Consider the following 22028-nt stretch of genomic DNA (forward strand, 5'->3'; position numbering starts at 1 on the left):
GAATGACCATGAAGACCAAGATCATGCTGGCCGCCGCCGCACTGGCCGCCGCGCTCGCCTCGCCTGCCTTGGCTGGCGATCCGACCGGCCTGTGGCAGACGCCGACGAATGGCGGCCAGGTCCGCATCGCGCACTGCGGACAGGCCCTGTGCGGCACGCTGGTGACCTCCGACCACATTCGGGCCGATCCTAACACCCTGGATGTCCATAACCGTGATGCAGCCCAGCGAGGCCGCACCCTTCGCAATCTGCCCATGCTGACCGGATTCACGGGAGGCCCGACGGAATGGCGCGGCGGTTCGGTCTATAATCCGGCTGACGGCGGCACATACCGCGGCACCATCACCATGACCGGCGACAACAGCCTGCGCCTGCGCGGCTGCATCGTCGCCCCTCTGTGTAAGAACCAGACCTGGACTCGCATCCAGTAGGCCGCACACCGGACACACAAAGGCCCGGCCGGAGCGATCCGACCGGGCCTTTTTTCATGCCTGTTGACCGATGATCAGCGGTTCAGGGCCGCCCGCGCCGCCTCGGCATAGCGATGGCCCACCGCCGCCCCCTTGGGGAACACCGCCTCGATGCGCGCCAGATCGTCAGGCGTCAGCACCAGATCGACCGCCGCCGCGTTCTGCTCCAGCGTCGCCACCCGCCGCGTGCCGGGGATCGGAACCAGATCCTCGCCCTGCGCCAGAACCCAGGCCAGAGCCAGTTGCGCGGCCGTCACGCCCTTGTCTTCGGCGATGGCCTTCACGGCGTCGACCAGATCGAGGTTCTTCTGGAAGTTCTCCCCGACGAAACGGGGGTTGGTGCGACGGAAATCATCCGCAGCCAGATCGTCGATCGACTTGATGTCGCCGGACAGGAAGCCACGCCCCAGCGGGCTGTAGGGTACGAAACCGATGCCCAGTTCGCGGACGGTGGCGAACAGTTCGTCCTCCGGTTCACGGCTCCACAGCGAGTATTCGGTCTGAAGCGCGGTGATCGGGTGAACCGCATGGGCCTTGCGCAGCGTATCCGGCGCGGCCTCCGACAGGCCCAGGAAGCGCACCTTGCCCTCTGCGACCAGTTCGCCCATCGCCCCCACGGTTTCCTCAATCGGCGTGTCCGGATCGACGCGGTGCAGATAATACAGGTCGATGTGATCGACGCCGAGGCGCTGCAGGCTGCCTTCGACCGCACGGCGCACATTGGCGGGGCTGCCGTCCACCAGCAGCCGAGAGCGATCTTCGTTGTAGTTGATGCCGAACTTGGTGGCGATGAAGGCCTGGTCGCGCCGATCCTTCAACGCCTTGCCGACCAGAACCTCGTTGGTGTGCGGCCCATACATTTCCGCTGTGTCGAACAGGGTGACGCCCAGATCCAGCGCCCGGTGAATGACGTCAATGGATTGGGCTTCGTCAGAGCCGCCGTAGAAGGCGCTCATGCCCATGCAGCCCAGGCCGATGGCTGAAACCTCAGGACCGTTGCGGCCCAGTTTGCGCGTCTTCATGAAGCGCTCTCCTGTCGATGTGGGGGATCGGCGATCATGCCGACGATCAGGAGATGGGCGTCCACCCTGTGCCTGACAAGGCCCGTGGGCGCTTCGAGATGGTACCGCCTCTCAGGCTTGAACTGAGGACCTCCGGTTCCACAAACCGGCGCTCTAACCAACTGAGCTAAGGCGGCCCGCTCATCGCGAGGCGCGTTCTGTAGCGAGGCCTTACGGCCCGATCAAGCACAGAGTGCGCCTTATACAAACAAAAACGCCCCGGCCGAAACCGGGGCGTTCTCGCGATCTTTCGATCAGTCTTATCCGAGGCGGAAGCGAACCGTGAAGCGCGCTTGTCCACCTTGAGCCACACCATCCACGGTGCCCGGCGCAAAACGAGCCGAACGCATGGACGAGAGAGCTTCGCGGCCGAAGCCTGCACCGGACGGCGTTTCCGACACGATGCTGCAGTTGGTCGCGGCGCCATTGGCTTCAACCGAGCACAGCAGAACCACGGTGCCTTCCTCGATCCCACGCTCTTGAGCGCGAGCCGGGAATTCCGGTCGAGGCTGACGCGACCACGAAACGTTCGTGATCGTGGCCGGCCGGGCCGGAGCCGGAGGAGCGGGCGGAGGCGGAGGTCCGGGGACGATAACGGGCGGGCCCGTATATTCGACGCGGTCTTCCTTCTTCGTCGGCTCGATCGGCAGCGTGACCGGAGGCGGCGGCGCTTGCGTGTTGACCACGGGCGGACGCACCTGAAGCTTCGGCGGCGGCGGCGTGTCGGGCGGAGGCGGCGGCGGCGGGGGTGGCGGCGGCGGCGGAACCGGCGCAACCAACTCAACCTTCACGGCCTCGTCGACGTAGTTGAACTCCTTCAGCTTGAACTTCGACTGTTGCAGGAAGAACAGAAGAAGCGCGAACAGAATGGTGACGATCAGGAGGCAGACGATCAGCACGGGGTAGGAAACCCCCATGAAGCCCTTCTGCTTCGGGATGTCGTAACGACTGCGATGATATTCGACGTCTGTCATACTATCTCCGCACCTCAACTCGTCGCTTGGTCTTCGCCGACCAGGGCGACGCTGTAGAAGCCGTTATCCTGCAGAGCGTTCATGACCTGCATGAAATCGCCGTAGCGGGTGTTCTGGTCGGCACGAATGAAGATCCGCTCATCAGCCGGGTTCCGCGCGCCGATCTGATCGCTCAGATCCGCACCCAGAGAACCGACGCTGGTCTGGAAGTCGCCCACATAGACGGAACCGTCTGTCTGGATCGAAATATAGACCGGCTTGGGCGGGTTCGGCGCCGCCTTGGCGACAGCGATAGGCAGTTCCACCGGCACCGACACGGAGGCGAGCGGTGCCGCAACCATGAAGATGATGAGGAGGACGAGCATGATATCAACGAAAGGCGTAACGTTGATATCGCTGTTTGCCTCAACCTGGTTGCCAGCGCCGCCCGTTTTGATCTTGGCGGCCATGCGTATTACGCCCCCTTGTCGAGCTGACGCGAGATGCCGTTCAACAGTTCAGCAGCAAAGCCGTCGGCGCGCGTGCCGTAACCAGCGATGCGGGTGTTGAAGTAGTTGTAGAACACAACGGCCGGGATAGCGGCGAACAGACCAATACCGGTGGCGAGCAGAGCTTCAGCGATACCCGGAGCAACGACGGCCAGGTTGGTCGTGTTGGATTCCGCGATGCCGATGAAGGAGTTCATGATGCCGTACACGGTGCCGAACAGACCGACGAACGGACCAATCGAACCAACCGAAGCAAGGAACTGCTGGCCGCCCGACAGGCGCTTGGCCAGACCGGCTTGAACGGCGTTCACGGCGGCGGTGGCGCGGCCCAGGGCCGAGTCCAGGTGATCGCCGGTGACCGACAGGCCCGATTGACGCGACAGTTCGATTTCTTCGGTGGCGGCGGCTGCCATATCAGCCAGCGGGTTGCCGTCGAACTCTTCTTGCGTCGCGATGGCGCGCATGTCCGAGATCGTGCGAGCGCCACGGAAGGTCTCGAGGAAGTTGTCCGTCTTGCGGTTCAGCGAGCCAAACTCGAAGAGTTTGATCAGCAGCAGGGTCCAAGAGAAGATGGACGCCAGCAGCAGGCCGATCATGACGACCTTAACGATCACGGTCGCTTCCATGAACATCGAGATCGGCGTGATGCCGCCGCCGTGATGCGAGGCAGCGGCTTCTTCAGTTGCCGGTGCTGCATCAGCTGCCGGGGCAGCTGCGGGGGTTGCTGCACCAGCGGCGGGTGCAGTTGCCGGGGTCGGCTCGGCCGTGGCCTGGGCCAGAACCGGCGAGCTCGCCATAAGGGCGGCGGCGCCGGCCATGGCGAGGAGGATATTCGTCTTCTTGCTGTTCAGCATAGTTCGCCAGTTCCTGCTTGGTCTGACTCGTGGAACCAAAGATGCGGCCATAGTCAGCGACCGCATCCCAACCTGAAATGTTTCCTTCAGCCCCCCTTCCGCTCGGGAGCGGGGAACTGAAATCTTTTAAAAAGAGACGTGGGCGGTTGCCCGTCCAGCCTCCGATGTCGAACCGTCGGAGAGCACGCCTCCTGAAATCCGTGACGCCCTATTGATAAGGCGTCTCAACCCCTTTGACGAACCCTTACCGGAGCGTCAAGGGCGAAGCGCCCGATTTCACTTAACGGGATACATGGAGTGAAGTCGTGCGCGACAGCCCTATCTGAGCAGCATCACGCGACATTTTAATGATGTTTGGCCGAACTTCGGAGCAAGGATGTTCGAAAACGCCTGATAACGAAGAAATCGTTCCCCATGGCGTCAGATAGCGGCAATCGCCTTCCCCAAGCGTGGCGGGAGAGCGACCATTTCTGCTACGATTTTTAGGAAAAAACGCAACGACCCCAAAAGTCGTTGAGAGATGGTGCCTGGAGGCGGGTTCGAACCACCGACACGCGGATTTTCAATCCGCTGCTCTACCAGCTGAGCTATCCAGGCGCCGACGCGGCGTCGCGAGAGGCGGGTCTATAGGCGAGGCTTTTCGGCCTGTCCAGCGCCGTTTCAATCCTTTTCCACATCATCTTCAGCGCTCTCGTCCAGAGCGGCCGGAATAGCATAGGCGCCGGTGAACCAGCGCTGCAGGTCGACCTCGGAACAACGGCGAGAGCAGAAGGGCTTGTACTTGGGATCGGGCTCGGCCTTGCGGCAGATGGGGCAGGAAGCCATGGGTCAGTTCTCTTCTATATGTCCGCGGCCCGCGGCGACGGCGGCGTCGCCCAGAACGCCCGCACGCGGCCCCAGCCGCGCCGCCAACGGTCCAGCGATAGCCGCCTCTTCCGGGGCGCAACGCATCAACAGACGCGGCGAAGCCGTGTCCGCCAGCATTTGACGACGCAGGCGGCGCACCAGGGCAATCGCGCGCGTCTGAACCGTGGGGCGTCCGTCCGGGACCAGCAGCCGCTCTTCAATCGGCGTCCGCCGCCAGGGCAAGGCGATCTGCAACAGGCCGAAACGACTGACCGGCGCAAACACCGCCTGAGGTTCATGGGCGAACACAGCCCGCGCGGCCTTCAACTGCGCCTCGCCGTCCTGCCCGTCGCCCACCAGGTCGATCACGACCAGCCCGGCCCAGTTCCTGAGTTCGATCAGCCGCGCGGCCTGGCGCAGGCCTTCGCGATTCGCGATCGCCCTTCCCTGTTTCGGGTCTCGTCCCGCCGTCGGCGCATAATCGATGTCGACCGCGACCAAAGCGCGCGTGCGCTCGATCGACAGGTCGATTCCGGCGCTGGCGAAGGCGTGCGCGCGGCTCAAGGCCTCGTCTTCGGCCTCGAGCACGGCGTCGATCGCTTCGATTCCCGTCACTGATTCCACGCCGGGCGCGAAGCTTTGCAACTGGAGCGCAATGGAAGGGGCGGGCTCCAGCAGACGCGGCGCCCCCTCACCCGGCCCGAGGCGACGAACCGCCGCACCCTTTCCGCCGCGCGATTCGGCGGTGACGACAACCTCAAGACGCTGCCCCTGCGTCAGACGGTCGTTGCGAGGGAAAGGCAGGAAGACCGGCGAATCGGCGCCGATGTCGACGAAGGCGCCGCGCAGGGCCGGATTGACCTCGGTCACGCGCCCGACGGATCGGGCGCCGAGGCGGGTCTGCGGGCAATCGCCCTCACGATGAATCAGAAGATGGGTGTAGCGGCCGTCCCGCATCACGGCGCCGCGCGTCTCACCCGGCGTTTCGTCGAGGAAGACCTCGAGATCGCCGCTCAGCGGGGTCATGCCCGCCAGCCGACGCCGTTCAGCAGTTGGACGGCCTCATAGACCGGCAGGCCCATCACGGAGGGATGGCTGCCGACGATGCGTTGGATAAAGGCGCCCGCAGGCCCCTGGATGCCGTACCCCCCCGCCTTGCCGCGCCAGTCGCCGCTGGCGACATAGGCGGCGATCTCATGGTCAGACAGGGGTTTGAAGGTCACGCGCGTTTCGTTGACCCGCGACGACAGCTTGCCGTCCCGAATGACCGCCACGCCGGTGAAGACGCGGTGATTGCGGCCCGACAGCAGTTTCAGGAAACGGGTCGCCTCCGCTTCATCGGCCGCCTTCTCCAGAAAGCGGCGGCCGACCGACACGACCGTATCGGCGGCGATGATCACGGCCTCAGGACGACGGGCCGCCACGACCTGCGCCTTGGACGTGGCCAGACGCTCCGCCAGACGCGGCGGCGTTTCGCCTTTCAGCGGCGTCTCGTCGATATCGGCAGGGTCGATATGGTCGGGCTTGATGCCGACCTGCGCCAGCAGTTCGATGCGGCGCGGGCTGGACGACGCCAGCACAAGTTCAGGACGGGCCAACTCGGCCTGTCCTTACTTGAAGCGGTAGGTGATGCGACCCTTGGTCAGATCGTACGGCGTCATCTCAACCAGGACCTTGTCGCCGGCCAGCACGCGGATGCGGTTCTTGCGCATCTTGCCTGCGGTGTGAGCGATGATCTCGTGGTCGTTCTCGAGCGTTACGCGGAAAGTGGCGTTCGGCAGCAGTTCGCTGACGGTGCCGGGAAACTCGAGCAGTTCTTCCTTAGCCATGCGGCCTCTCACGCCCGTCTGAAATGCGTTCAACCCCACGCCGGGCGGGCGCGTGGGGCGGAATGGAGGGGCCTAATGCCCGAAAACGTAGAGATAGTCGAGGTCAGCCGCGACGGTAGAGGGCGCAGAGCAGCGTAAACAGCCGCCTGGAGGTCTCATGATCGACCACGATCTTGCCTTCCAGCCGTGTCTCCAGCTGTTCCGCCCCTTCGTTGTGCAGGCCGCGACGGCCCATGTCGACCGATTCGATCTGGCTGGCGGACGAGCCCCGCAGGGCCTCGTAGTAGCTGTCGCAGATCAGCAGATAGTCCTTCACCACCCGCTTCAGCGGCGTCAGGCTGATGGCGTAGGTGCGGGTGAACTCGGTCGCCGTGATGTCGAACACCAGACGATTGTCCTGCAGCGACAGCTTCAGCTGATACGGGCCGCCCTCGGCGCCGACCGGCTCGAAACTGTTCTTTTCGACCAGATCGAAGATGGCCACGCGGCGCTCATGCTCGATCTCTGCGGTCGCCGCCGGGAGCGTCGCGGCGTCCAGTTCGACCGAGGAAAGTCTGTGAGGACCGCTCATGCTGCATCTCCATTATCCAGATGGACCTCATCCAGATGGGTCGGGGCGATCCGCGCCGGCCAGCGTTCCGAAATATCCGTCACCACGGCGTCCAGGCATTCGACATCGACCCGCAGGTCGCCGCCGCCCGCGAACATCAGGATGACCTTGCCGCCGGGCGTCTCGGTCGGAATGAAGTCCAGGGCCAAAAGCTCCAGCGAGGCGTCCGGGCTGCGCGACAGGCGGCGGCTCTTGACCCCCTGCACGTCGCCGAACTGCATGGCGCACATGACGCGCGTGCCTCCGCACTCCCAGCAGAAGCGGCTGAAGGCGATGGTCAGGGTGCGGGCCTGCTTCTCCCAGACGATGTCAACAGGCCGCAGGATGGCGTCCTGAAGCGCGGCGGAAATGATCTGAAGATCGTCGGCGTCCTCCGCCAGCAGACGCAGCGGCTCGACCGGCGTGCTGGGAACAGGCGGGACGCCGTCGATATCAGTGCTCATCACCTGTTCCCTTTATCCGCCGAATGTCAGCCCCGCAGGCGCCGAGCTTTTCTTCCAAACGCTCGAAACCGCGATCCAGATGATAAACGCGTCCGACCGTGGTTTCGCCCAGGGCCACCAGCCCTGCAATCACCAGGCACATCGACGCCCGCAGGTCCGTCGCCATGACCTGCGCGCCGTGCAGAACCTCGACGCCGGTGACGTGCGCCTCGCCCGCATGGACCGAGATGTCGGCCCCCAGGCGCGCCAGTTCCGGCACGTGCATGAAGCGGTTCTCAAAGATGGTCTCGCGGACCGTGCTGACGCCTTCGGCCGTCGTCATCAGGGCCATGAACTGGGCCTGCAGATCGGTGGCGAAGCCGGGATAGATGGCAGTCTCCACATCGACGGCCTTCAGCCGCTGTTTCGGGTCACGCTTGATCAGCACGCCGTCGGCGGTGGGCGACACCTCGACGCCCGCCTCGATCATCTTGTCGGTCAGGGAGCCGATCAGCTCGGGGCGCGCCTTGGTCAGACGCACTTCACCGCCCGCCATGGCGGCTGCGACGGCGTAGGAGCCCATTTCGATCCGATCGGGAATCACCGACCAGGTCGTCCCGTTCAGCGACGACACGCCAGTGATGGTCAGGACGTCGGTGTCGATGCCTTCGATCTTGGCGCCCATCGCCGTCAGACAGTGGGCCAGATCGCCGATTTCCGGCTCACGCGCGGCGCGGCGCAGAACCGTCGTGCCCTGCGCCAGCACAGCCGCCAGCAAGGCGTGTTCGGTGGCGCCCACGGAAACGAACGGGAACTCGATCTCGGCGCCCTTCAGGCCCTTGGGGGCGCGGGCGGTGACATAGCCCTCTTCCAGCTCGATCTCGGCGCCCAGCGCCGTCAGCGCCTGCAGGTGCAGATCCACCGGACGCGCGCCGATGGTGCAGCCACCGGGCAATGACACCTTGGCCTCGCCAGTGCGGGCCAGCAGCGGCCCCAGCACGTTGAACGACGCCCGCATCTGGCGAACCAGATCATAGGGGGCGAAGGTCGAGGTCAGGTCCTTGGCGTGGAACAGGCTCTCCTGTCCGTCCGCGCCGTCACGCTCGGTCACCTCGATGCCGAACTGACGCAGCAACTGCCCCAGGAACCGTGTGTCCGCCAGACGCGGCATATTGGTCAGCAATAACGGCTGATCCGTCAGGATCGAGGCGGCCATCAGCTTGATGGCGGAGTTCTTGGCGCCGCTGACGGGGATGTCCCCGAAAAGCTGGGCGCCGCCCTGAATGGCGATGCTGTCCATGACGTCCTTGAAGCGCGCCCGAAGGAAACGCCTCGGGGGGATCGTTCTCTAGCAAGCCGTCAGCCGCTTGCCAAAGGGATGCGTGGGCCTGCGGCGATGACTTTGCGTTGCCGACTTCAGTTACGCGGCTTGGGCGCTGACGGCGTGCGCTGCGGCGCCTTGCGACGACGCAGGTTGTCGCGAAGGGCGGCGGCCAGACGCATGGCCTTCTCCGCCTTGGCGCGCGCCACTTCAGTCTGGGGAGTCGAATCGCCAGGCGCCCCGGAAACGGGATTCAGGGGCGTATCGGCGTCATGCGGAGGTTGAGTCATGGCCGGATGATGCCGCGATGACGGGCTATTTCCAAACTTTCTTTCGTAAGATCAAAAAGCCGCTTCCCTCCCCCGATCTGTTTGGCTATACGGCCGCTTCCTCAGTCGGGGCCGCCGTAGCTCAGTGGTAGAGCGCATCCTTGGTAAGGCTGAGGTCGTGGGTTCGATTCCCCCCGGCGGCACCATCTGAGAACTGAAAAGGCCCGGCATTCGCCGGGTCTTTTTGCGTTTCCGGGCCAAGGTTTCTGCACGGCGCATCAGGGCGCGCCGGTCGCCTCAACGGCGGCCTCAGCCGAGATCGCGTTTGGAACGGCTGCTGGCGTCGATTGTTTTGTTTGGGCAACGGAGAACACGATGACCCAGCCCGACACCCCCTCGCCCGCCGAAATCGAAGAGCTTCAGCACGAGGCGGACGATCTCGAAGACTGCGCCGAACACGACGGCATCCTGCCCGACGACGAAGCAAAGGGCGACGGCGTAGGAAGCGTGACAGGACTGGTGCCCTGAAACCAGCAGCGCCCCTGAACTCCGTGGGCGTTACTCGTTCAAGGCAAACGCGCGCCTGGCCTCTTCGATCTCAGGCAGATGGGTGCTCACCCAGCCGCAGATGCCCGTAACCAGCGCCAGCAGACTATGGCCAAGCGGCGTCAGTCGATACTCGACCTTGGGCGGCACCACTGGATAGACCTTTCGGCTTATCAGTCCGTCACGCTCCAGCTGACGCAGGGTCTTGGTCAGCATTTTCTGACTGATGCCCTCGATGGAATCGCGCAGTTCCGTGAACCGCATCTGCTCGCTCTGTCCCAGTGTGGCGATGATGAGCAGGGTCCATTTATCACCGATCCGGTCGATCATCTCACGGGCCAGGGCGCGGTCTTCGTCGCCAATCTGCACGGGAATTTCGTTGATGGGGCGCATGGTTTCCACGCGGAAACAGTACCACTTCAAAGTGCCTTCTTCCTAGAAGAAACTCACTCTCCTACGGTTACAGACACAACCAATGGATACTCTATCTCCACTGGCGACATTTTTGACCGATAAGGATGTAATGAGATGCGTGCCTTAGTTGCGACCGGAAACGCGGATCGATTGGTTGAACTGACCAATGTCGATGAGCCTGCGCTCGCCCACGACGAACTGTTGGTTTCCGTCGAAGCCTTCTCCCTCAACCGACCCGATTTCCTGTGGCTATCCGTCCCGAACCCACAATGGCGTGTCGGCATCGACTTCGCCGGCAAGGTGATCCAGGCGGCGGCCGACGGCCATGGGCCAGCCGTTGGCGAACGGGTCATGGTTCACGCGCCTGACGGCGGCGGCGGCGCAGAGCTTGCGACCGCAAAACCGCAGTTCACCACCACGATCCCCGCCAATGTCAGTTCGGAAACCGCCGCCGCCCTGCCCCTGGCGGGCCTGGTCGCCTTGCGCCTGGTGCGTGAGGCAGCCATCAAGAAAGGCCAGCGCGTCTTGATCACCGGCGCAACCGGGGGCGTGGGGCACTTCGCTGTCGAACTGGCGTTGAACGCGGGTGCGTCCGTCACCGCACTGGCCCGCCCCGGAGAACCGGTCGACACCCTGATCCAGCGCGGCGCCCAGGTGATCTATTCGCTCGATGAGGCGACAGAGCCATTCGAGACCATCCTCGAATCGATCGGGGGCGGCGTGCTGACGCAGGCCTTCGCCAAACTGGCGCGAAGGGGCACGATTCTATGGTTCGGCGCCGCCAGCGGCCAGCCTGCCCAGATCGACTTTTTCAGCTTCTTCCCTGATCGATCCAGCATGACGCTCAAACACTTCGTCTACAGCGAGGTCGAGGGCGACGACGCCGCAGACCTGCAAGAGCTGATAAACTTGGTCGCGAAGGGCGTGTTGAACCCACACATCTCAAGGATCGAGGACTGGAGCCAGACCAGCGAAGTCCTGAAATCAATTCAAACCGGGTCCCTGACCGGCAAGGCGGTTCTGACAGTCAAGACGTGACATCAACCCGCAACGAACGTCACGGCCGCCATCCCTGGATGCTCAATAGGGCGGAAAGAACGGCCGGTCGCGGCGTTCGTCCTTGTCGCCGTCCTTGCTCCAGCTCAGGCCCACCGACACGGTGCGGCTGGTGGAGTCCTCGACGCGGTAACGGCCCATGCCATAGCCGGGATAGTAGCCTGGGCGTCCATACCAGCCCGGCGCGCCATACAAGCCCGGCGAACCATACAGCCCCGGCATGCCCCAATAGTCGTTCTTGCCTTCGCGATAGGCCAGATCCAGACGGCCATTCTCGCCAAGAGGCAAGGAAACCGCCGCCCCATAGGTGCGATAGCCGCCGGTGCCGATTCCCGCCTCGACCATGCCGTGCATCTTGCGCTCAGGCGCCGGCCCGGAATCGACCGGTTCGTCGAAGCTGGCGCCCGGCGTGCGCGAGGCGATCCAGTTCTGGATCTGCTGTTCTGTCGTCAAGCCATGCGGCGCCGCATCCTGGGCGGTCGGAACCGCCACGGCGACAGCGGAAGGCGCGGCCATCGCCGCCGCCACGTCCAGGGCGTTGGAAGGCGCGGTGGCCACCACCCCGTCGGGGTCGGTCAGGGCCACAACTGCAAGCAGGCCGGCGATCAACATGGGAACGTCTCCTTCAGGCGCATCCTAGCACAGCGATTAAGGCCAAGGTCAGGCCGTTCCGTCACCCCGATGCAGCGGATCAGGCAACGCCTCGCCTTCTGCAACAAAAGTCAGCGCTACCGAGTTGATGCAGTAGCGATTTCCTGTCGGCGGGGGGCCGTCAGGAAAAACATGACCCTGGTGGCTGCCGCAGCGGGCGCACTGGGTCTCGACACGGATCATGCCGTAGCTGGTGTCCCGGATCGCATGAACATGGCTCTCGTCCACCGGCTTGGTGAAGCTGGGCCAGCCTGTGCCGCTCTCGAACTTGGTCGCGCTGCGGAACAGCGGCAGACCGCATTCACGGCAGCAGAAGACGCCGACGCGCTTTTCGCCCAGCAAGGTGCCGCAGAAGGGGGCCTCGGTGCCATGGGACAGCAGCACGCGCTTCTCTTCGGCGTCCAAGTCCGCTTCCAGCCGCGCACGCTCTTCTTCATTGGGCGGCGTCAGGTCGAAGCCCGAGGGCGAGCGCAGATCGTCGTGGGGTGTGGCGGTGTCGGTCATGGTTCTCAAATGGGAAGGGCCGGGCCGAGGTTCCACCCCTGCCCGGCCCGGATTGGCTGAAGTTCAAACCCGATCCGCTCAGGGCGGACCAGCGCCCCCTAGAACAGGGTTCCGACCCAGGTGCGGACAGCCGCTTCATCCGTGGTCACGCCGGTGTAGGCCAGGCCGGCGGCCGGGGTGAAGGGCGTGTTGTTGGCGCGTGCGCGTGTCGTCCAGGCCTTATGCCCATAGGACAGGTCGGCGTAGTTGGACGGCAGGCGCTGCACGGTCGGTTCGATGAAGATGGTGTCCTGCGCCGTGACGGAACCGGCCAGACGCACGTTGGGCAGCCGCGTCAGCAGGTCCAGCGTATCCAGGCAGCCGCTGGTGCAGCCGCCGTCGACCAGAACGACCACTGGCCCCGCGACTGGATTGGCGACGCCTTCATCCGGCACGGACGGGCGGCCCGGCAGGGTGAAGGTCTGCTGACCCGCCGCCAGGGCCGAGTCGAAGGCGGCGACGATGGCCGCCGTCTGTTCGATGACCGGACCCGATTCCTGCACGAAGCGCGGGTCAGACTGCATCCGGCCCAGGGTGTCGGCGTACCACTGCCGGTTCGCCTGGGTGGCGCGATAGGTGATGGAGCCCGCCGGGGGTTGGCGGCTGACGGTGAACTCCGGCGTCCAGATGCGGTTGGCCAGGCCATAGCCGCGCGAGGTGGCGTTGATCGACTCGCCGCTGGCGCCGCGCAGGTCCAGCACAAAGCCCTGCGGACCGCGGATCGTGCTCAGCTGACCTTCGATGGCGGCGAAGAAGGCGTCCCAACCGGCGTTGTCCGCCAGGCTGTGCACGCTGATCCACGGGCGGCCGTTGACGGTCTCGATCGAGAGCGGAACCGAGCCCGGCGTATAGACGCTGGCGCGATAGGCGGCTTCCAGCGAGGCGGCGTCAGCCGGTTGCGAGGCCAGGGTGTAGTCGCGGTCGCGGCGGCCCTGCTTGAACTTGCACTGAACCGTCGGCACGCCGCCCGTGAACGGGTTGTTGCGGTTCCACAGCAGATAGGGCGCGGTGCGGACGCGGCCCGCCTCGGTGGTCAGGTCGCCTTCCCACTTGTCCAGACGGGTGCTGGCCATGTCGGCCGCGCTCTGATCACCGCAGCTGACCAGAACCGCGCCCAGCGGCGGGGCGTTGCGCACGCCCTCCTTCACATAGGAGACGACATATTCTCCGTTGCGCCAGGCGGTCGCGAATCCGGGCCAGCCGGTGGCGAAGAACGGCCCCAGACCTTCATAGGTCGGGCGGATCGCGATGTTCGAATCGCGGAATCCGTTGGCGTAGTAGCGCATCAGATAGGCGTGGCTGTCGCCGCTGTTGACGCGCGGTGCCTTGGACTGGGCGTCCTGCAGCCCCGCATCGATCCAGCTGCGGAAGGTTTCGCTGGCCGGGCCGGGAATGACGGCGGCAGGGTGGTTGGCGGCCAGGGCGTCGTGCGCAGCCTGAAGGTCCTGTTGCGCCAGAGCGCGGAAATCCTGCGCGACGGCGGCGCCAGCGGCGAGCGTCAGCGCTAGAACGGCAGCCGATGCGGCGGCGGTCATGCGGTTCATAGGTCGGTCTCCTGAGCCTGCTTGGGGGAAGCTTTGGTGGAGCCGTTAAACCTCATGCGTCGCCGCCTTGCCAAGTCCGCCGCCGCGTTTTCGCCGGAATGTCACCCGATCTGCGGCGATGAAACGCGCGTCAGAAGGGCGCGGCGGCCTCTTGCACATCGCCGAACAGGCGGCGGAAGCTGGTCTTCAGCGCCGCGTCCGCCTCATCCAGCGTCGCCAGCACGCCCAAGTCCACCAGACTGGTGACGCCATGCTCCTGGATCCCGCACGGCACGATACCGCCGAAATGCTCCAGGTTCGGTTCGACGTTCAGGCTGATGCCGTGAAAGCTGACCCATTTGCGGACCTTCACGCCGATGGCGGCGATCTTGTCCTCACGCGCCCAGCCCGGCCCCTTGCGTTCGACCCAGACGCCGACGCGGCCCTCGCGCACATCGGCTTCGACGCCGAACTCGGACAGGCCGCCGATCAACCATTGCTCCAGCCCCCGCACGAAGGCGCGCACGTCCTTGCCGCGCCGGTTCAGGTCCAGCATCACATAGGCCACCCGCTGGCCCGGCCCATGATAGGTGAACTGCCCGCCCCTGCCCGTGCGGTGGACCGGGAACCGCCCTGCATCCAGCAGGTCCTCGTCCCGTGCGGAAACTCCGGCGGTGTAGAGCGGCGGATGCTCCAGCAGCCAGACCAGTTCGGACGCCTCGCCCGCCGCAATCGCGGCCACGCGCGCCTCCATGAAGGCCTCGGCGGCGTCATAGGGGACATAGTCGCGCGACACGGCCCATTCGGCGGGTCGGTCGTCGTCGCGGTGCAGCTTTAAAAGCTCGGAATTTAACGGGTCGGCAAGCATGACGCTTCAATGTGCACCCTACGGCGATTGCGCAAGGGTGCGGCGTTCGCCTGAATGAGCAAGACCTTGAGCCAGATCGAAGCCGTAGACGTTGAAATCTCTGTCGTGCTGGGCCGATCGGTGCTGCCCATGTCCCAGCTTCTGCGCATGGGTCGCGGCGCGGTGATTCCACTCGACGCCTCGGAACATGACGAGGTCTGGATTCTGGCCAACAACCACCCGGTTGCGCGCGGCGAGATCGAAATTCGCGACGACCGCATCGCAATCACGGTCACCCGACCGGCCGATCTGTATGACTTCATGGCCGGTGCGGTCTAGTTCGGCGCGCCTTTCGACCAAACTAACAACGATAAGCGCAATAAAGCCGCTTTTCTTTTCCGGCGGCTTCGTCTATTCGCCGCCCTCCGATGCGAGCGGTCGTGGCGGAATTGGTAGACGCGCAGCGTTGAGGTCGCTGTGGGGCAACCCGTGGAAGTTCGAGTCTTCTCGACCGCACCATCTGGCTAAACAGGGCGATTCATCGGCTAACTACGGCTGGACATTCTACCAACGGAGGCGACAACGTGAGCACCACGGACAACGCCTTCAATCCAGCCGAAGCGCCTGAGACCGAAGACCACGCCGCCCTGGATGAGGACTATGTCCTCACACCTTCATTCGTCGAAAAAGTCGTGGACGCCGCTGACGACGGCGACGGCATGCGGCTGCGTTCGCTGCTTGAAGACCTGCACCCCGCCGACGTCGCCGACCTGATGGGCTTCCTGACGGCGGAGCATCGCACCGTCGTGGTGTTGTGGCTGCCGCCGGAGCTGCTGGCCGAGACCCTGCCCGAACTCGACGACGGCATTCGCGAAGAGGTGCTGGAGCGCGTGCCGCACGGCACCCTGGCCGAAGCGCTTCAGGAACTGGATTCCGACGACGCCGCCGCCGTGGTCGAGGACCTGGAGGACGACCAGCGCGAGCGGGTTCTGGCCGCCATGCCGGAAAACGACCGCGCCGCCATCGAGAGCAGCCTGGGCTACGAGGAAGAGTCCGCCGGCCGCCTGATGCAGCGCGAGGTCATGGCCGCGCCCCAGTTCTGGACTGTGGGCGACACCATCGACCACATCCGTCGTCAGGGCGACGACCTGCCCGAACTGTTCTTCGACATCTATGTGGTCGATCCCGTGAACCGCCCCGTCGGCGGCGTCTCGGTCAGCGGCCTGCTGCGCGCGCCGCGCACCGCAAAGCTGACCGACCTGATGGAGCCGGTCAATGTGATCGCCGTCGATCAGGATCAGGAAGAAGTCGCCTACATCTTCGAGAAATATCACCTGATCTCGGCGCCGGTCGTCGATGCTGGCGGGCGTCTGGTGGGCCAGATCACCGTCGATGACATCGTCAACATCATTCAGGAAGAAAACCGCGAGGACATCCTGCGTCTGGCCGGTGTTTCGGACGAGGACCGGGGTTCGTCGGTCACCGAGATCGTGCGCAGCCGCGTGCCCTGGCTGGCCATCAACCTGGCCACGGCGGCCCTGGGCGCCAGCGTCATCGGCCTGTTCGAGGGCACTATCCAGGCCATCGTCGCCCTGGCCGTGCTGATGCCCATCGTGTCCGCCATCGGCGGCAACGCAGGCACCCAGGCCCTGACCGTGACCGTGCGCGCCCTGGCGACGCGCGAGCTGAACTCGGCCAACGCCATGCGGACCTTCCTGCGCGAACTGGTCGTGGGCCTGGCCAATGGCCTGGTCCTGGCGCCCCTGATCGGCGTCGCCGCCGCCGTCTGGTTCCGTGACGAGGACTGGCGTATCGGCGTCGTCATCGCGGTGGCCATGGTGCTGAACCTGCTGGTCGCGGCCAGCGTGGGCGTGCTGACGCCGTTAACCCTGTCGAAACTAAAGTTCGACCCCGCCGTTTCCTCGGCTGTCTTTGTCACAGCAACGACGGACTTCTTCGGCTTCCTGATCTTCCTCGGTCTGGCGACGCTGGTCCTGCTCTGATCCGGGCGGGCGCGGAGCAGAGGCGCCCTCCTTGCTGTGTTCGCTACGGGGGCTGCGCGCCCGTCTCGAATTGGGTCAACTGTGTCCGACGTCGTCCAGAAACCAACCAAGGTGTCCCGCGAGGGCGTGATCCTGATCAAGAGCTTCGAGGGCTTCCGTCCTCGTGCGGTTCAGCGCAACGACGGCCGCTGGATGATCGGCTATGGCCACACCCAGTCCGCGCGCGAAGGCCTGACGATCTCCGAAAGCGACGCCGAACTGCTGTTGCAGCACGACCTGATTCCGGTCGTCCGCGCGGTCAAAGCCATCCAGACGCCGCTGAACCAGCACCAGTTCGATTCCATCGCCAGCTTCGCCTTCTCGGTCGGGGTCGACCGTTTCAAGACCTCCGACGTCCTGGCCCGGCTGAATGCAGGCGCGCCTGCCGAGGCCGCCGACGCCATGACCGGCTGGGCCGATGACGCCGCAGCAGAAGGCCCGCCGCGCCGTCGCGCCGCCGAACGCGCCCTGTTCTTCGCCCGTCCCGGCGCTGCTGTGGCCCTGGCCGACCTGCTGGCCGCCCCCGTGCCGCACCTGCCGCATGTGGTGCGTTTCGACGCGGCCCCCGCAACCCTGGTCTCCACGCCCCTGGCCCTGTCGTCCGACACGCCGCAGGCCGCCGCCTTCCCTCTGGACGAGGCCGCGCCCCACGCGCCCGACAGCACCATTTCGGCCGCCGCCGAGGACGTCGCCCCCTTCCCGCTCGATCCCGACGCCCCGGCGCCGACACCTGTCGAGGAAGAGACCGTATCGAATCTGGCTGACCCCGCCCCCCTCGCGATTGATCCGGTCGAGGCGACGGCGATTTCGACCAAATCCGCCTTCCACAGCTATTCTCCCTTCGGCCAGAAGGTCGTGGGACCGCTGCCGCATTTCGACCAGCCGTCCGGGGTTCTGGCGGGTGATCCGTCCGGCGTGCCATCGACCGTCAAGGATGAGGCCGCCGCCCTGCCCCTGGTCGCCGCCAATGATGTTCAAAACGCCGTGACCGCCCAGGCGGCCTCGACGTCGAACGACACCCTGAACAGCTTCCAGAACGCCGTCGAAGGCCAGTCGCCGATCGTCGCCTCGCCGCTCGCATCGCTGGACAGCCCCGCACTGGCCTTGACGGCGCCTGACGACGCAGAGACGTCCACCGGCGGACAGGCGGCCCGGTTCGATCCGGCCGCCCAGGCTGCAGCCCCCAAGAGCCCGGAGCGCCCCTATAATCCCCGCAAGGCCCTGCCTCGTCGGTCAGGCCTGGGCGAGACATGGACCTTCCTGGCCATGGGCGGGCTGGGCCTGATCGCCCTGGGGACCGCCATCGCCGCCTTTCGCCGCGCGTCGGTCACGCAAGCGCGTGATTCCGCCACCATCGGCTGGGTTCTGGCCCTGATCGCCGTGGCCTGCGTTGGTGTGGCGGGCTGGAACCTGTATCAACGCTGGGGCCGAGCCGAGCGCCGATAAGCGCGCTTTACGAAAAGGAATGCTCAATGCTACGGCTTTGGGCATGAGCATTCCCTTCGCGCCCCAATCCATGGAATTCGGTCTCGGCGAGAACGCCGACGCCATTCGTGACGTCACGGCCCGCTGGGCTGCCGATCGCCTGGCCCCGCTGGCGGCCGAGATCGACGAAAAGAACGAGTTCAAGCGCGAACTCTGGCCCGAGATGGGCGGCCTGGGCCTGCATGGCATCACGGTCGAGGAAGAGTTCGGCGGCCTGGGCCTGGGCTACCTCGAACACGTCGTGGCGATGGAGGAGGTCTCGCGCGCCTCGGCCTCCATCGGCCTGTCCTACGGCGCCCACTCCAACCTGTGCGTCAACCAGATCCGCCGCTGGGGCACGCCCGAGCAGAAGCACAAATACCTGCCCAGGCTGATCAGCGGCGAACACGTCGGCTCCCTGGCGATGTCAGAGGCGGGATCGGGTTCGGACGTCATGTCGATGCGCACCCGCGCCGACAAGAAGGGCGACCGCTACGTCCTGAACGGGACCAAGTTCTGGATCACCAACGCCCCCTCCGCCGACACTCTGGTCGTTTACACCAAGACTGATCCCGAAGCCGGATCAAAGGGTTGCACCGCCTTCCTGATTGAAAAAGGCATGAAGGGCTTCAGCGTCTCCAGGAAGCTCGACAAGATGGGCATGCGCGGCTCCGACACCGCCGAACTGGTGTTCGAGGACTGCGAAGTGCCGGAAGAGAACATCATGGGCCCGCTGGGCGGCGGCGCAGGCGTGCTGATGAGCGGCCTGGACTATGAGCGCGCGGTCCTGTCCGCCGGACCGCTGGGCATCATGCAGGCCGCGCTGGACGTGGTCCTGCCCTACGTCCGCGACCGCAAGCAGTTCGGCAAGCCCATCGGCTCGTTCCAGCTGATGCAGGCCAAGGTCGCCGACATGTATGTCGCCCTGAACAGCGCCCGGGCCTATGTCTACGCCGTCGCGCGCGCCTGTGATCAGGGCAAGACCACCCGCTATGACGCAGCGGGGGCGATCCTGCTGGCCTCCGAAAACGCCGTGAAGGTGTCGCTTGAGGCCGTTCAGGCCCTGGGCGGCGCGGGCTACACCAAGGAATGGCCGGTCGAGCGTCTTGTCCGTGACGCCAAGCTTTACGACATCGGCGCCGGCACCAACGAGATCCGTCGCTTCCTGATCGGTCGGGAACTGCTGGGAAGCTGAGGGCTTGTTCCGGGCGGAAGGAGAAATCCCATGCCCGCCAAATCCGCAGCACAACAGAAGGCCGCCGGCGCCGCCCTGTCGGCCAAGCGCGGCGATACGCCGAAGTCAGACCTGAAAGGCGCCTCCAAATCCATGGAGAAATCCATGACCGAGGCCGAGTTGGAAGAGCTCGCGTCGACCAAACGCAAGGGCAAGCCCGATCATGTGTCGAACTGACACACCGCGAATTATTTGACTTTGTTGCGGTTCTGTAAGTGGCGGCGCAGTCCACGACAGCCTAGATGGGCGCCACCCCTAGCAGAGCGCCCCGTCTGATGTCCGCCGTCCCGCCGCCCCCTACTGACGACCTGAGGCGGTTTTCCGACGTGCTGGAAGACCTTGGCTCCGCGCCCGGCGCCAAGCTGACCATGGCCGAACTGGTCGCGGCGTTCGGAGAGCGCGGCTTCGGGGCCATGATCCTGATCCTGTCGCTTCTGGCCCTGTTGCCCTGGCCGCCCGGCGGCAAGGCGGTCTTCGCCATTCCGATCATCCTGATGTCGCTGGAACTGGCGTTTCAGCGCAAGAGCGTCTGGCTGCCGCGCTGGATGCTCCAATCCTCAGTATCGCGCGCCGCCTTCGCCTCGTTGATCGTCAAACCTTTCGCCGCGCCCGAGTGGCTGCGTCGCTGGGTCTTGACCTTCAAGATCAGGATCGGCCGCCGTCGCTACGTCTTCACCAACCGCGTCCGCCGCATGGTGCGCCGTCGCCCGCACGGCCTCAGCGTGCTGAAGATGGTTCAGGGGATTGAGCGCCTGACCCGCCCGCGCCTGGCCCTGCTGACCGGCGATGTCGCCGACACCTTCACGGGGCTGGTTTGCGTGGTTCTGGCGCTGATCATGGCCTTGCCGATCCCGTTCGGCGACGCCCTGCCCGGCGTCGCCCTGGTGCTGTTCGCCCTGGGCATGATGCAGCGCGACGGCGTCGCCATCCTGCTGGGCGCCGCCATGACCGGCGCCTGCGCCCTCTATATGATCCTGATCTGGACCACGGTCGTCGAGGGCGTCCACCACCTGGCCCATTGGGTCACCCGTCTGTTCGCCTGACCCCGTCCAGACAAGACGCAGATACAACAAAGGGCCGCCGCGTCGCCGCGACAGCCCTCCATTGTCTGACCGCGAACGGCCGGACCGCAACATTCAGCCTGAAAGGATCAGGCCCGGACCTCTCCGAGGACCAGAGTCGCGGCCACCGCACGCGATTGATGACAATGAGACACTGGATCACCTCCTTTCGACTGTTGAACAGGGAAGTCGAAGGTGGGACGCCACGGGCCGCTCGTCAACCGGTCGGGACGATAGATTACGATTCGTCTTGCGTACCTCTTGCGGCCTCTTCCTGAGTGGCGCTCGAATACCCAGATCGACCCGTTGCGGACATCCACGCGGAAAAGCATACTTGGCGGATGTCAGCGCCGGATTACAACGATCCTAGATCCAGACTTAAGCTGCGTTTGAGGCCGATACGCGGTTCAAGTGCCGGCGCCGCGCTTGCCGCAGGCCTATCCACCCTCGCCTCCATTGTCTGCCTGATCGCTTTCTTGGCCAGCTTTCTTCCCGGTGTCGAAGGCAGCGGAAGTCCGATTTGGCACCTAGCAGGCTCCGCAGGCTTCGCTCTCAGCGCAAGAGCCTTCTATTCGGCTCACAAGTTCTTTCGACGCCTGCGCTGACCACCCTGACGGGCGCCAACCGGCCGATCCCGCTTCTCATAGTGCGGCAGTTTCGGCTACCATTCCTCATCTATCGGGGAAATCATGACTGACCAGTTTGCAGCAAGGCAGGGCAATAGAATCTGACGACAATGGCGACAGGAAGCGGGCCACGCCGACCGATGTCCCGGTTGCCAGATCTGAGGGATTTCATCTTGCCAAACGGCTGACTGAGTATTTTTCGGTCGTCACCGCCGCATCGTTCGCCCTGTCAATATTTGCAAATCAGGCGGTATTTGATCGCTGGGGTCTGAACTTCCTCCAACTCGCAACGATCACTGACGTCGTAATGTCGGGACTATCGCTTCTCTTCTTCACCATTCCGCTGGCCATGGCCCTTCTGGCCGCCTGGGTCATCGGCGGCCTTGGAGGGCGTTGGCGTTGGATTGGCCGGATTGCGTTCATCATCGCCGCCCTTATTTTCGCCCTCGGCCTTTTGGGACTAGCCCAAGGCGAAGCCGACCAGGGCGCAGCGGCCGCGGTGTCTTCAAGCGGCCTGGTGCTGGTCGGTCTGCTCGGTCAACCCGCGCTGCGTTTTCGCAGGGAAAAGAGCCTGCGCGCCGGCATCGCAGCCATCGCCGCCGCCCTCCTCGCCGCTGTGACCCTGGCCCAGACAGTCGCATACACCGTGAAGAGGTATGAGGTGCGCGGCTATTCCGCCGACGCCCAGCTCTATCTTCAGTCCGCGATCCCTTCCTGCAAAGGTCGCGCACTGTGGGTTGGCGAGCGCGCCGTAGTGCTCGACTGCAGCGAGCGCAGCGCCCCCCGCAGCATCAGCGTCATCTTTGGACAACAGGATCGTCTCTACCGCGCTGTGGCGCCGCAGCGGGATGGGGAAGTCCGCTAGCCCCCTAACTGG

The 22028-nt window shown here is 64.9% G+C and carries 27 protein-coding genes and 4 tRNA genes; 12 read left to right on the forward strand and 19 right to left on the reverse strand.

All coding sequences use genetic code 11. The features are described from left to right. The first annotated feature begins 8 nt into the window (after positions 1-8). Complete coding sequence (locus tag KWG56_RS06650) at positions 9-431, forward strand: DUF2147 domain-containing protein (RefSeq protein WP_201098203.1); 423 nt, start codon at positions 9-11, stop codon at positions 429-431. A gap of 74 nt (positions 432-505) precedes the next feature. Here KWG56_RS06650 and KWG56_RS06655 read toward each other — a convergent pair whose 3' ends face one another. The 14 genes from KWG56_RS06655 to KWG56_RS06720 all read right to left on the reverse strand — a co-directional run bounded on the left by KWG56_RS06655 (position 506) and on the right by KWG56_RS06720 (position 9165). Further along, entirely contained in the window at positions 506-1492 is a 987-nt protein-coding gene (locus tag KWG56_RS06655; protein WP_219354194.1) for an aldo/keto reductase, read from the reverse strand. Positions 1493-1591: 99 nt separating this feature from the next. Beyond that, positions 1592-1668 (reverse strand) — tRNA-His (locus tag KWG56_RS06660). 123 nt (positions 1669-1791) lie between these two features. Beyond that, positions 1792-2505: an energy transducer TonB gene (locus KWG56_RS06665; protein ID WP_201097796.1), complete on the reverse strand. Its 714-nt coding sequence runs from the start codon at positions 2503-2505 to the stop codon at positions 1792-1794. A 14-nt stretch (positions 2506-2519) separates the two neighbouring features. Next, the gene (locus tag KWG56_RS06670) at positions 2520-2954 is read right to left on the reverse strand and encodes a biopolymer transporter ExbD (RefSeq protein WP_201097798.1); all 435 of its coding nucleotides are present in this window, start codon (positions 2952-2954) and stop codon (positions 2520-2522) included. A 5-nt stretch (positions 2955-2959) separates the two neighbouring features. After that, positions 2960-3847 (reverse strand): tonB-system energizer ExbB, encoded by an 888-nt coding sequence (gene exbB / locus KWG56_RS06675; protein ID WP_219355222.1) that lies wholly within the window; start codon positions 3845-3847, stop codon positions 2960-2962. Between the two features lie 521 nt (positions 3848-4368). Then, a tRNA-Phe gene (locus KWG56_RS06680) sits at positions 4369-4444 on the reverse strand. 63 nt (positions 4445-4507) lie between these two features. Continuing rightward, a complete protein-coding gene (locus KWG56_RS06685; protein ID WP_201097802.1) occupies positions 4508-4672 on the reverse strand; it encodes a DNA gyrase inhibitor YacG in 165 nt (54 codons plus the stop codon). 3 nt (positions 4673-4675) lie between these two features. Beyond that, entirely contained in the window at positions 4676-5719 is a 1044-nt protein-coding gene (locus tag KWG56_RS06690) for a ribonuclease E/G (RefSeq protein ID WP_244999677.1), read from the reverse strand. Then, positions 5716-6291 carry a Maf family protein gene (locus KWG56_RS06695; protein WP_201097804.1) on the reverse strand — a complete coding sequence of 192 codons (576 nt, stop codon included), beginning with the start codon at positions 6289-6291 and terminating at the stop codon, positions 5716-5718. The genes KWG56_RS06690 and KWG56_RS06695 overlap by 4 nt, the downstream gene beginning before the upstream one ends. A gap of 12 nt (positions 6292-6303) precedes the next feature. Then, positions 6304-6522: a translation initiation factor IF-1 gene (gene infA / locus KWG56_RS06700; RefSeq protein ID WP_008261544.1), complete on the reverse strand. Its 219-nt coding sequence runs from the start codon at positions 6520-6522 to the stop codon at positions 6304-6306. Positions 6523-6625: 103 nt separating this feature from the next. Continuing rightward, positions 6626-7093, reverse strand: a complete 468-nt coding sequence (locus KWG56_RS06705; RefSeq protein ID WP_201097806.1) for a UPF0262 family protein — start codon at positions 7091-7093, stop codon at positions 6626-6628. Beyond that, the gene (locus KWG56_RS06710; protein ID WP_201097808.1) at positions 7090-7575 is read right to left on the reverse strand and encodes a DUF2948 family protein; all 486 of its coding nucleotides are present in this window, start codon (positions 7573-7575) and stop codon (positions 7090-7092) included. Before KWG56_RS06710 ends, KWG56_RS06705 begins: the two co-directional genes overlap by 4 nt. After that, positions 7565-8854 carry a UDP-N-acetylglucosamine 1-carboxyvinyltransferase gene (gene murA, locus KWG56_RS06715; RefSeq protein ID WP_219354195.1) on the reverse strand — a complete coding sequence of 430 codons (1290 nt, stop codon included), beginning with the start codon at positions 8852-8854 and terminating at the stop codon, positions 7565-7567. Before murA ends, KWG56_RS06710 begins: the two co-directional genes overlap by 11 nt. Positions 8855-8970: 116 nt before the next feature. Next, complete coding sequence (locus tag KWG56_RS06720) at positions 8971-9165, reverse strand: hypothetical protein (RefSeq protein WP_201097812.1); 195 nt, start codon at positions 9163-9165, stop codon at positions 8971-8973. Between the two features lie 110 nt (positions 9166-9275). Between KWG56_RS06720 and KWG56_RS06725 the strand changes: the two genes are divergently transcribed. Both KWG56_RS06725 and KWG56_RS06730 read left to right on the forward strand, forming a co-directional pair. After that, a tRNA-Thr gene (locus tag KWG56_RS06725) sits at positions 9276-9350 on the forward strand. A gap of 169 nt (positions 9351-9519) precedes the next feature. After that, on the forward strand, positions 9520-9672 hold the full coding sequence (locus KWG56_RS06730) for a hypothetical protein (RefSeq protein ID WP_219354196.1): 153 nt from the start codon (positions 9520-9522) through the stop codon (positions 9670-9672). A gap of 30 nt (positions 9673-9702) precedes the next feature. On the opposite strand, the gene KWG56_RS06735 is transcribed toward KWG56_RS06730, so the two are convergent. After that, the gene (locus tag KWG56_RS06735) at positions 9703-10083 is read right to left on the reverse strand and encodes a winged helix-turn-helix transcriptional regulator (protein WP_219354197.1); all 381 of its coding nucleotides are present in this window, start codon (positions 10081-10083) and stop codon (positions 9703-9705) included. A 135-nt stretch (positions 10084-10218) separates the two neighbouring features. On the opposite strand from KWG56_RS06735, the gene KWG56_RS06740 reads away from it, so the two are divergent. Beyond that, positions 10219-11142 (forward strand): zinc-binding dehydrogenase, encoded by a 924-nt coding sequence (locus KWG56_RS06740; RefSeq protein WP_219354198.1) that lies wholly within the window; start codon positions 10219-10221, stop codon positions 11140-11142. A gap of 42 nt (positions 11143-11184) precedes the next feature. Here KWG56_RS06740 and KWG56_RS06745 read toward each other — a convergent pair whose 3' ends face one another. The 4 genes from KWG56_RS06745 to lipB all read right to left on the reverse strand — a co-directional run bounded on the left by KWG56_RS06745 (position 11185) and on the right by lipB (position 14745). Further along, on the reverse strand, positions 11185-11772 hold the full coding sequence (locus tag KWG56_RS06745; RefSeq protein WP_219354199.1) for a hypothetical protein: 588 nt from the start codon (positions 11770-11772) through the stop codon (positions 11185-11187). A gap of 48 nt (positions 11773-11820) precedes the next feature. Further along, positions 11821-12315 carry a peptide-methionine (R)-S-oxide reductase MsrB gene (gene msrB / locus KWG56_RS06750; protein ID WP_219354200.1) on the reverse strand — a complete coding sequence of 165 codons (495 nt, stop codon included), beginning with the start codon at positions 12313-12315 and terminating at the stop codon, positions 11821-11823. 98 nt (positions 12316-12413) lie between these two features. Continuing rightward, positions 12414-13898 (reverse strand): hypothetical protein, encoded by a 1485-nt coding sequence (locus KWG56_RS06755; protein WP_201097824.1) that lies wholly within the window; start codon positions 13896-13898, stop codon positions 12414-12416. A gap of 130 nt (positions 13899-14028) precedes the next feature. Then, entirely contained in the window at positions 14029-14745 is a 717-nt protein-coding gene (gene lipB, locus KWG56_RS06760) for a lipoyl(octanoyl) transferase LipB (RefSeq protein WP_201097826.1), read from the reverse strand. 54 nt (positions 14746-14799) lie between these two features. Between lipB and KWG56_RS06765 the strand changes: the two genes are divergently transcribed. From KWG56_RS06765 to KWG56_RS06800, 8 genes are all read left to right on the forward strand, one after another. Next, positions 14800-15063 (forward strand): FliM/FliN family flagellar motor switch protein, encoded by a 264-nt coding sequence (locus tag KWG56_RS06765; protein ID WP_201097829.1) that lies wholly within the window; start codon positions 14800-14802, stop codon positions 15061-15063. A gap of 95 nt (positions 15064-15158) precedes the next feature. Further along, a tRNA-Leu gene (locus KWG56_RS06770) sits at positions 15159-15243 on the forward strand. 65 nt (positions 15244-15308) lie between these two features. Further along, entirely contained in the window at positions 15309-16727 is a 1419-nt protein-coding gene (mgtE, locus tag KWG56_RS06775) for a magnesium transporter (protein ID WP_219354201.1), read from the forward strand. An 81-nt stretch (positions 16728-16808) separates the two neighbouring features. Further along, positions 16809-18212 carry a lysozyme gene (locus KWG56_RS06780; RefSeq protein ID WP_219354202.1) on the forward strand — a complete coding sequence of 468 codons (1404 nt, stop codon included), beginning with the start codon at positions 16809-16811 and terminating at the stop codon, positions 18210-18212. Between the two features lie 43 nt (positions 18213-18255). Next, positions 18256-19425 (forward strand): isovaleryl-CoA dehydrogenase, encoded by a 1170-nt coding sequence (locus KWG56_RS06785; RefSeq protein ID WP_219354203.1) that lies wholly within the window; start codon positions 18256-18258, stop codon positions 19423-19425. A gap of 30 nt (positions 19426-19455) precedes the next feature. After that, positions 19456-19641 carry a DUF3008 family protein gene (locus tag KWG56_RS06790; protein WP_219354204.1) on the forward strand — a complete coding sequence of 62 codons (186 nt, stop codon included), beginning with the start codon at positions 19456-19458 and terminating at the stop codon, positions 19639-19641. A 98-nt stretch (positions 19642-19739) separates the two neighbouring features. Next, on the forward strand, positions 19740-20507 hold the full coding sequence (locus KWG56_RS06795) for an exopolysaccharide biosynthesis protein (protein WP_219354205.1): 768 nt from the start codon (positions 19740-19742) through the stop codon (positions 20505-20507). A 720-nt stretch (positions 20508-21227) separates the two neighbouring features. Then, positions 21228-22016, forward strand: a complete 789-nt coding sequence (locus tag KWG56_RS06800; protein WP_244999678.1) for a hypothetical protein — start codon at positions 21228-21230, stop codon at positions 22014-22016. Positions 22017-22028 lie beyond the last annotated feature (12 nt).

Origin of the sequence: Brevundimonas nasdae, from assembly GCF_019395145.1 — a bacterium.
Classification (GTDB): domain Bacteria; phylum Pseudomonadota; class Alphaproteobacteria; order Caulobacterales; family Caulobacteraceae; genus Brevundimonas; species Brevundimonas nasdae.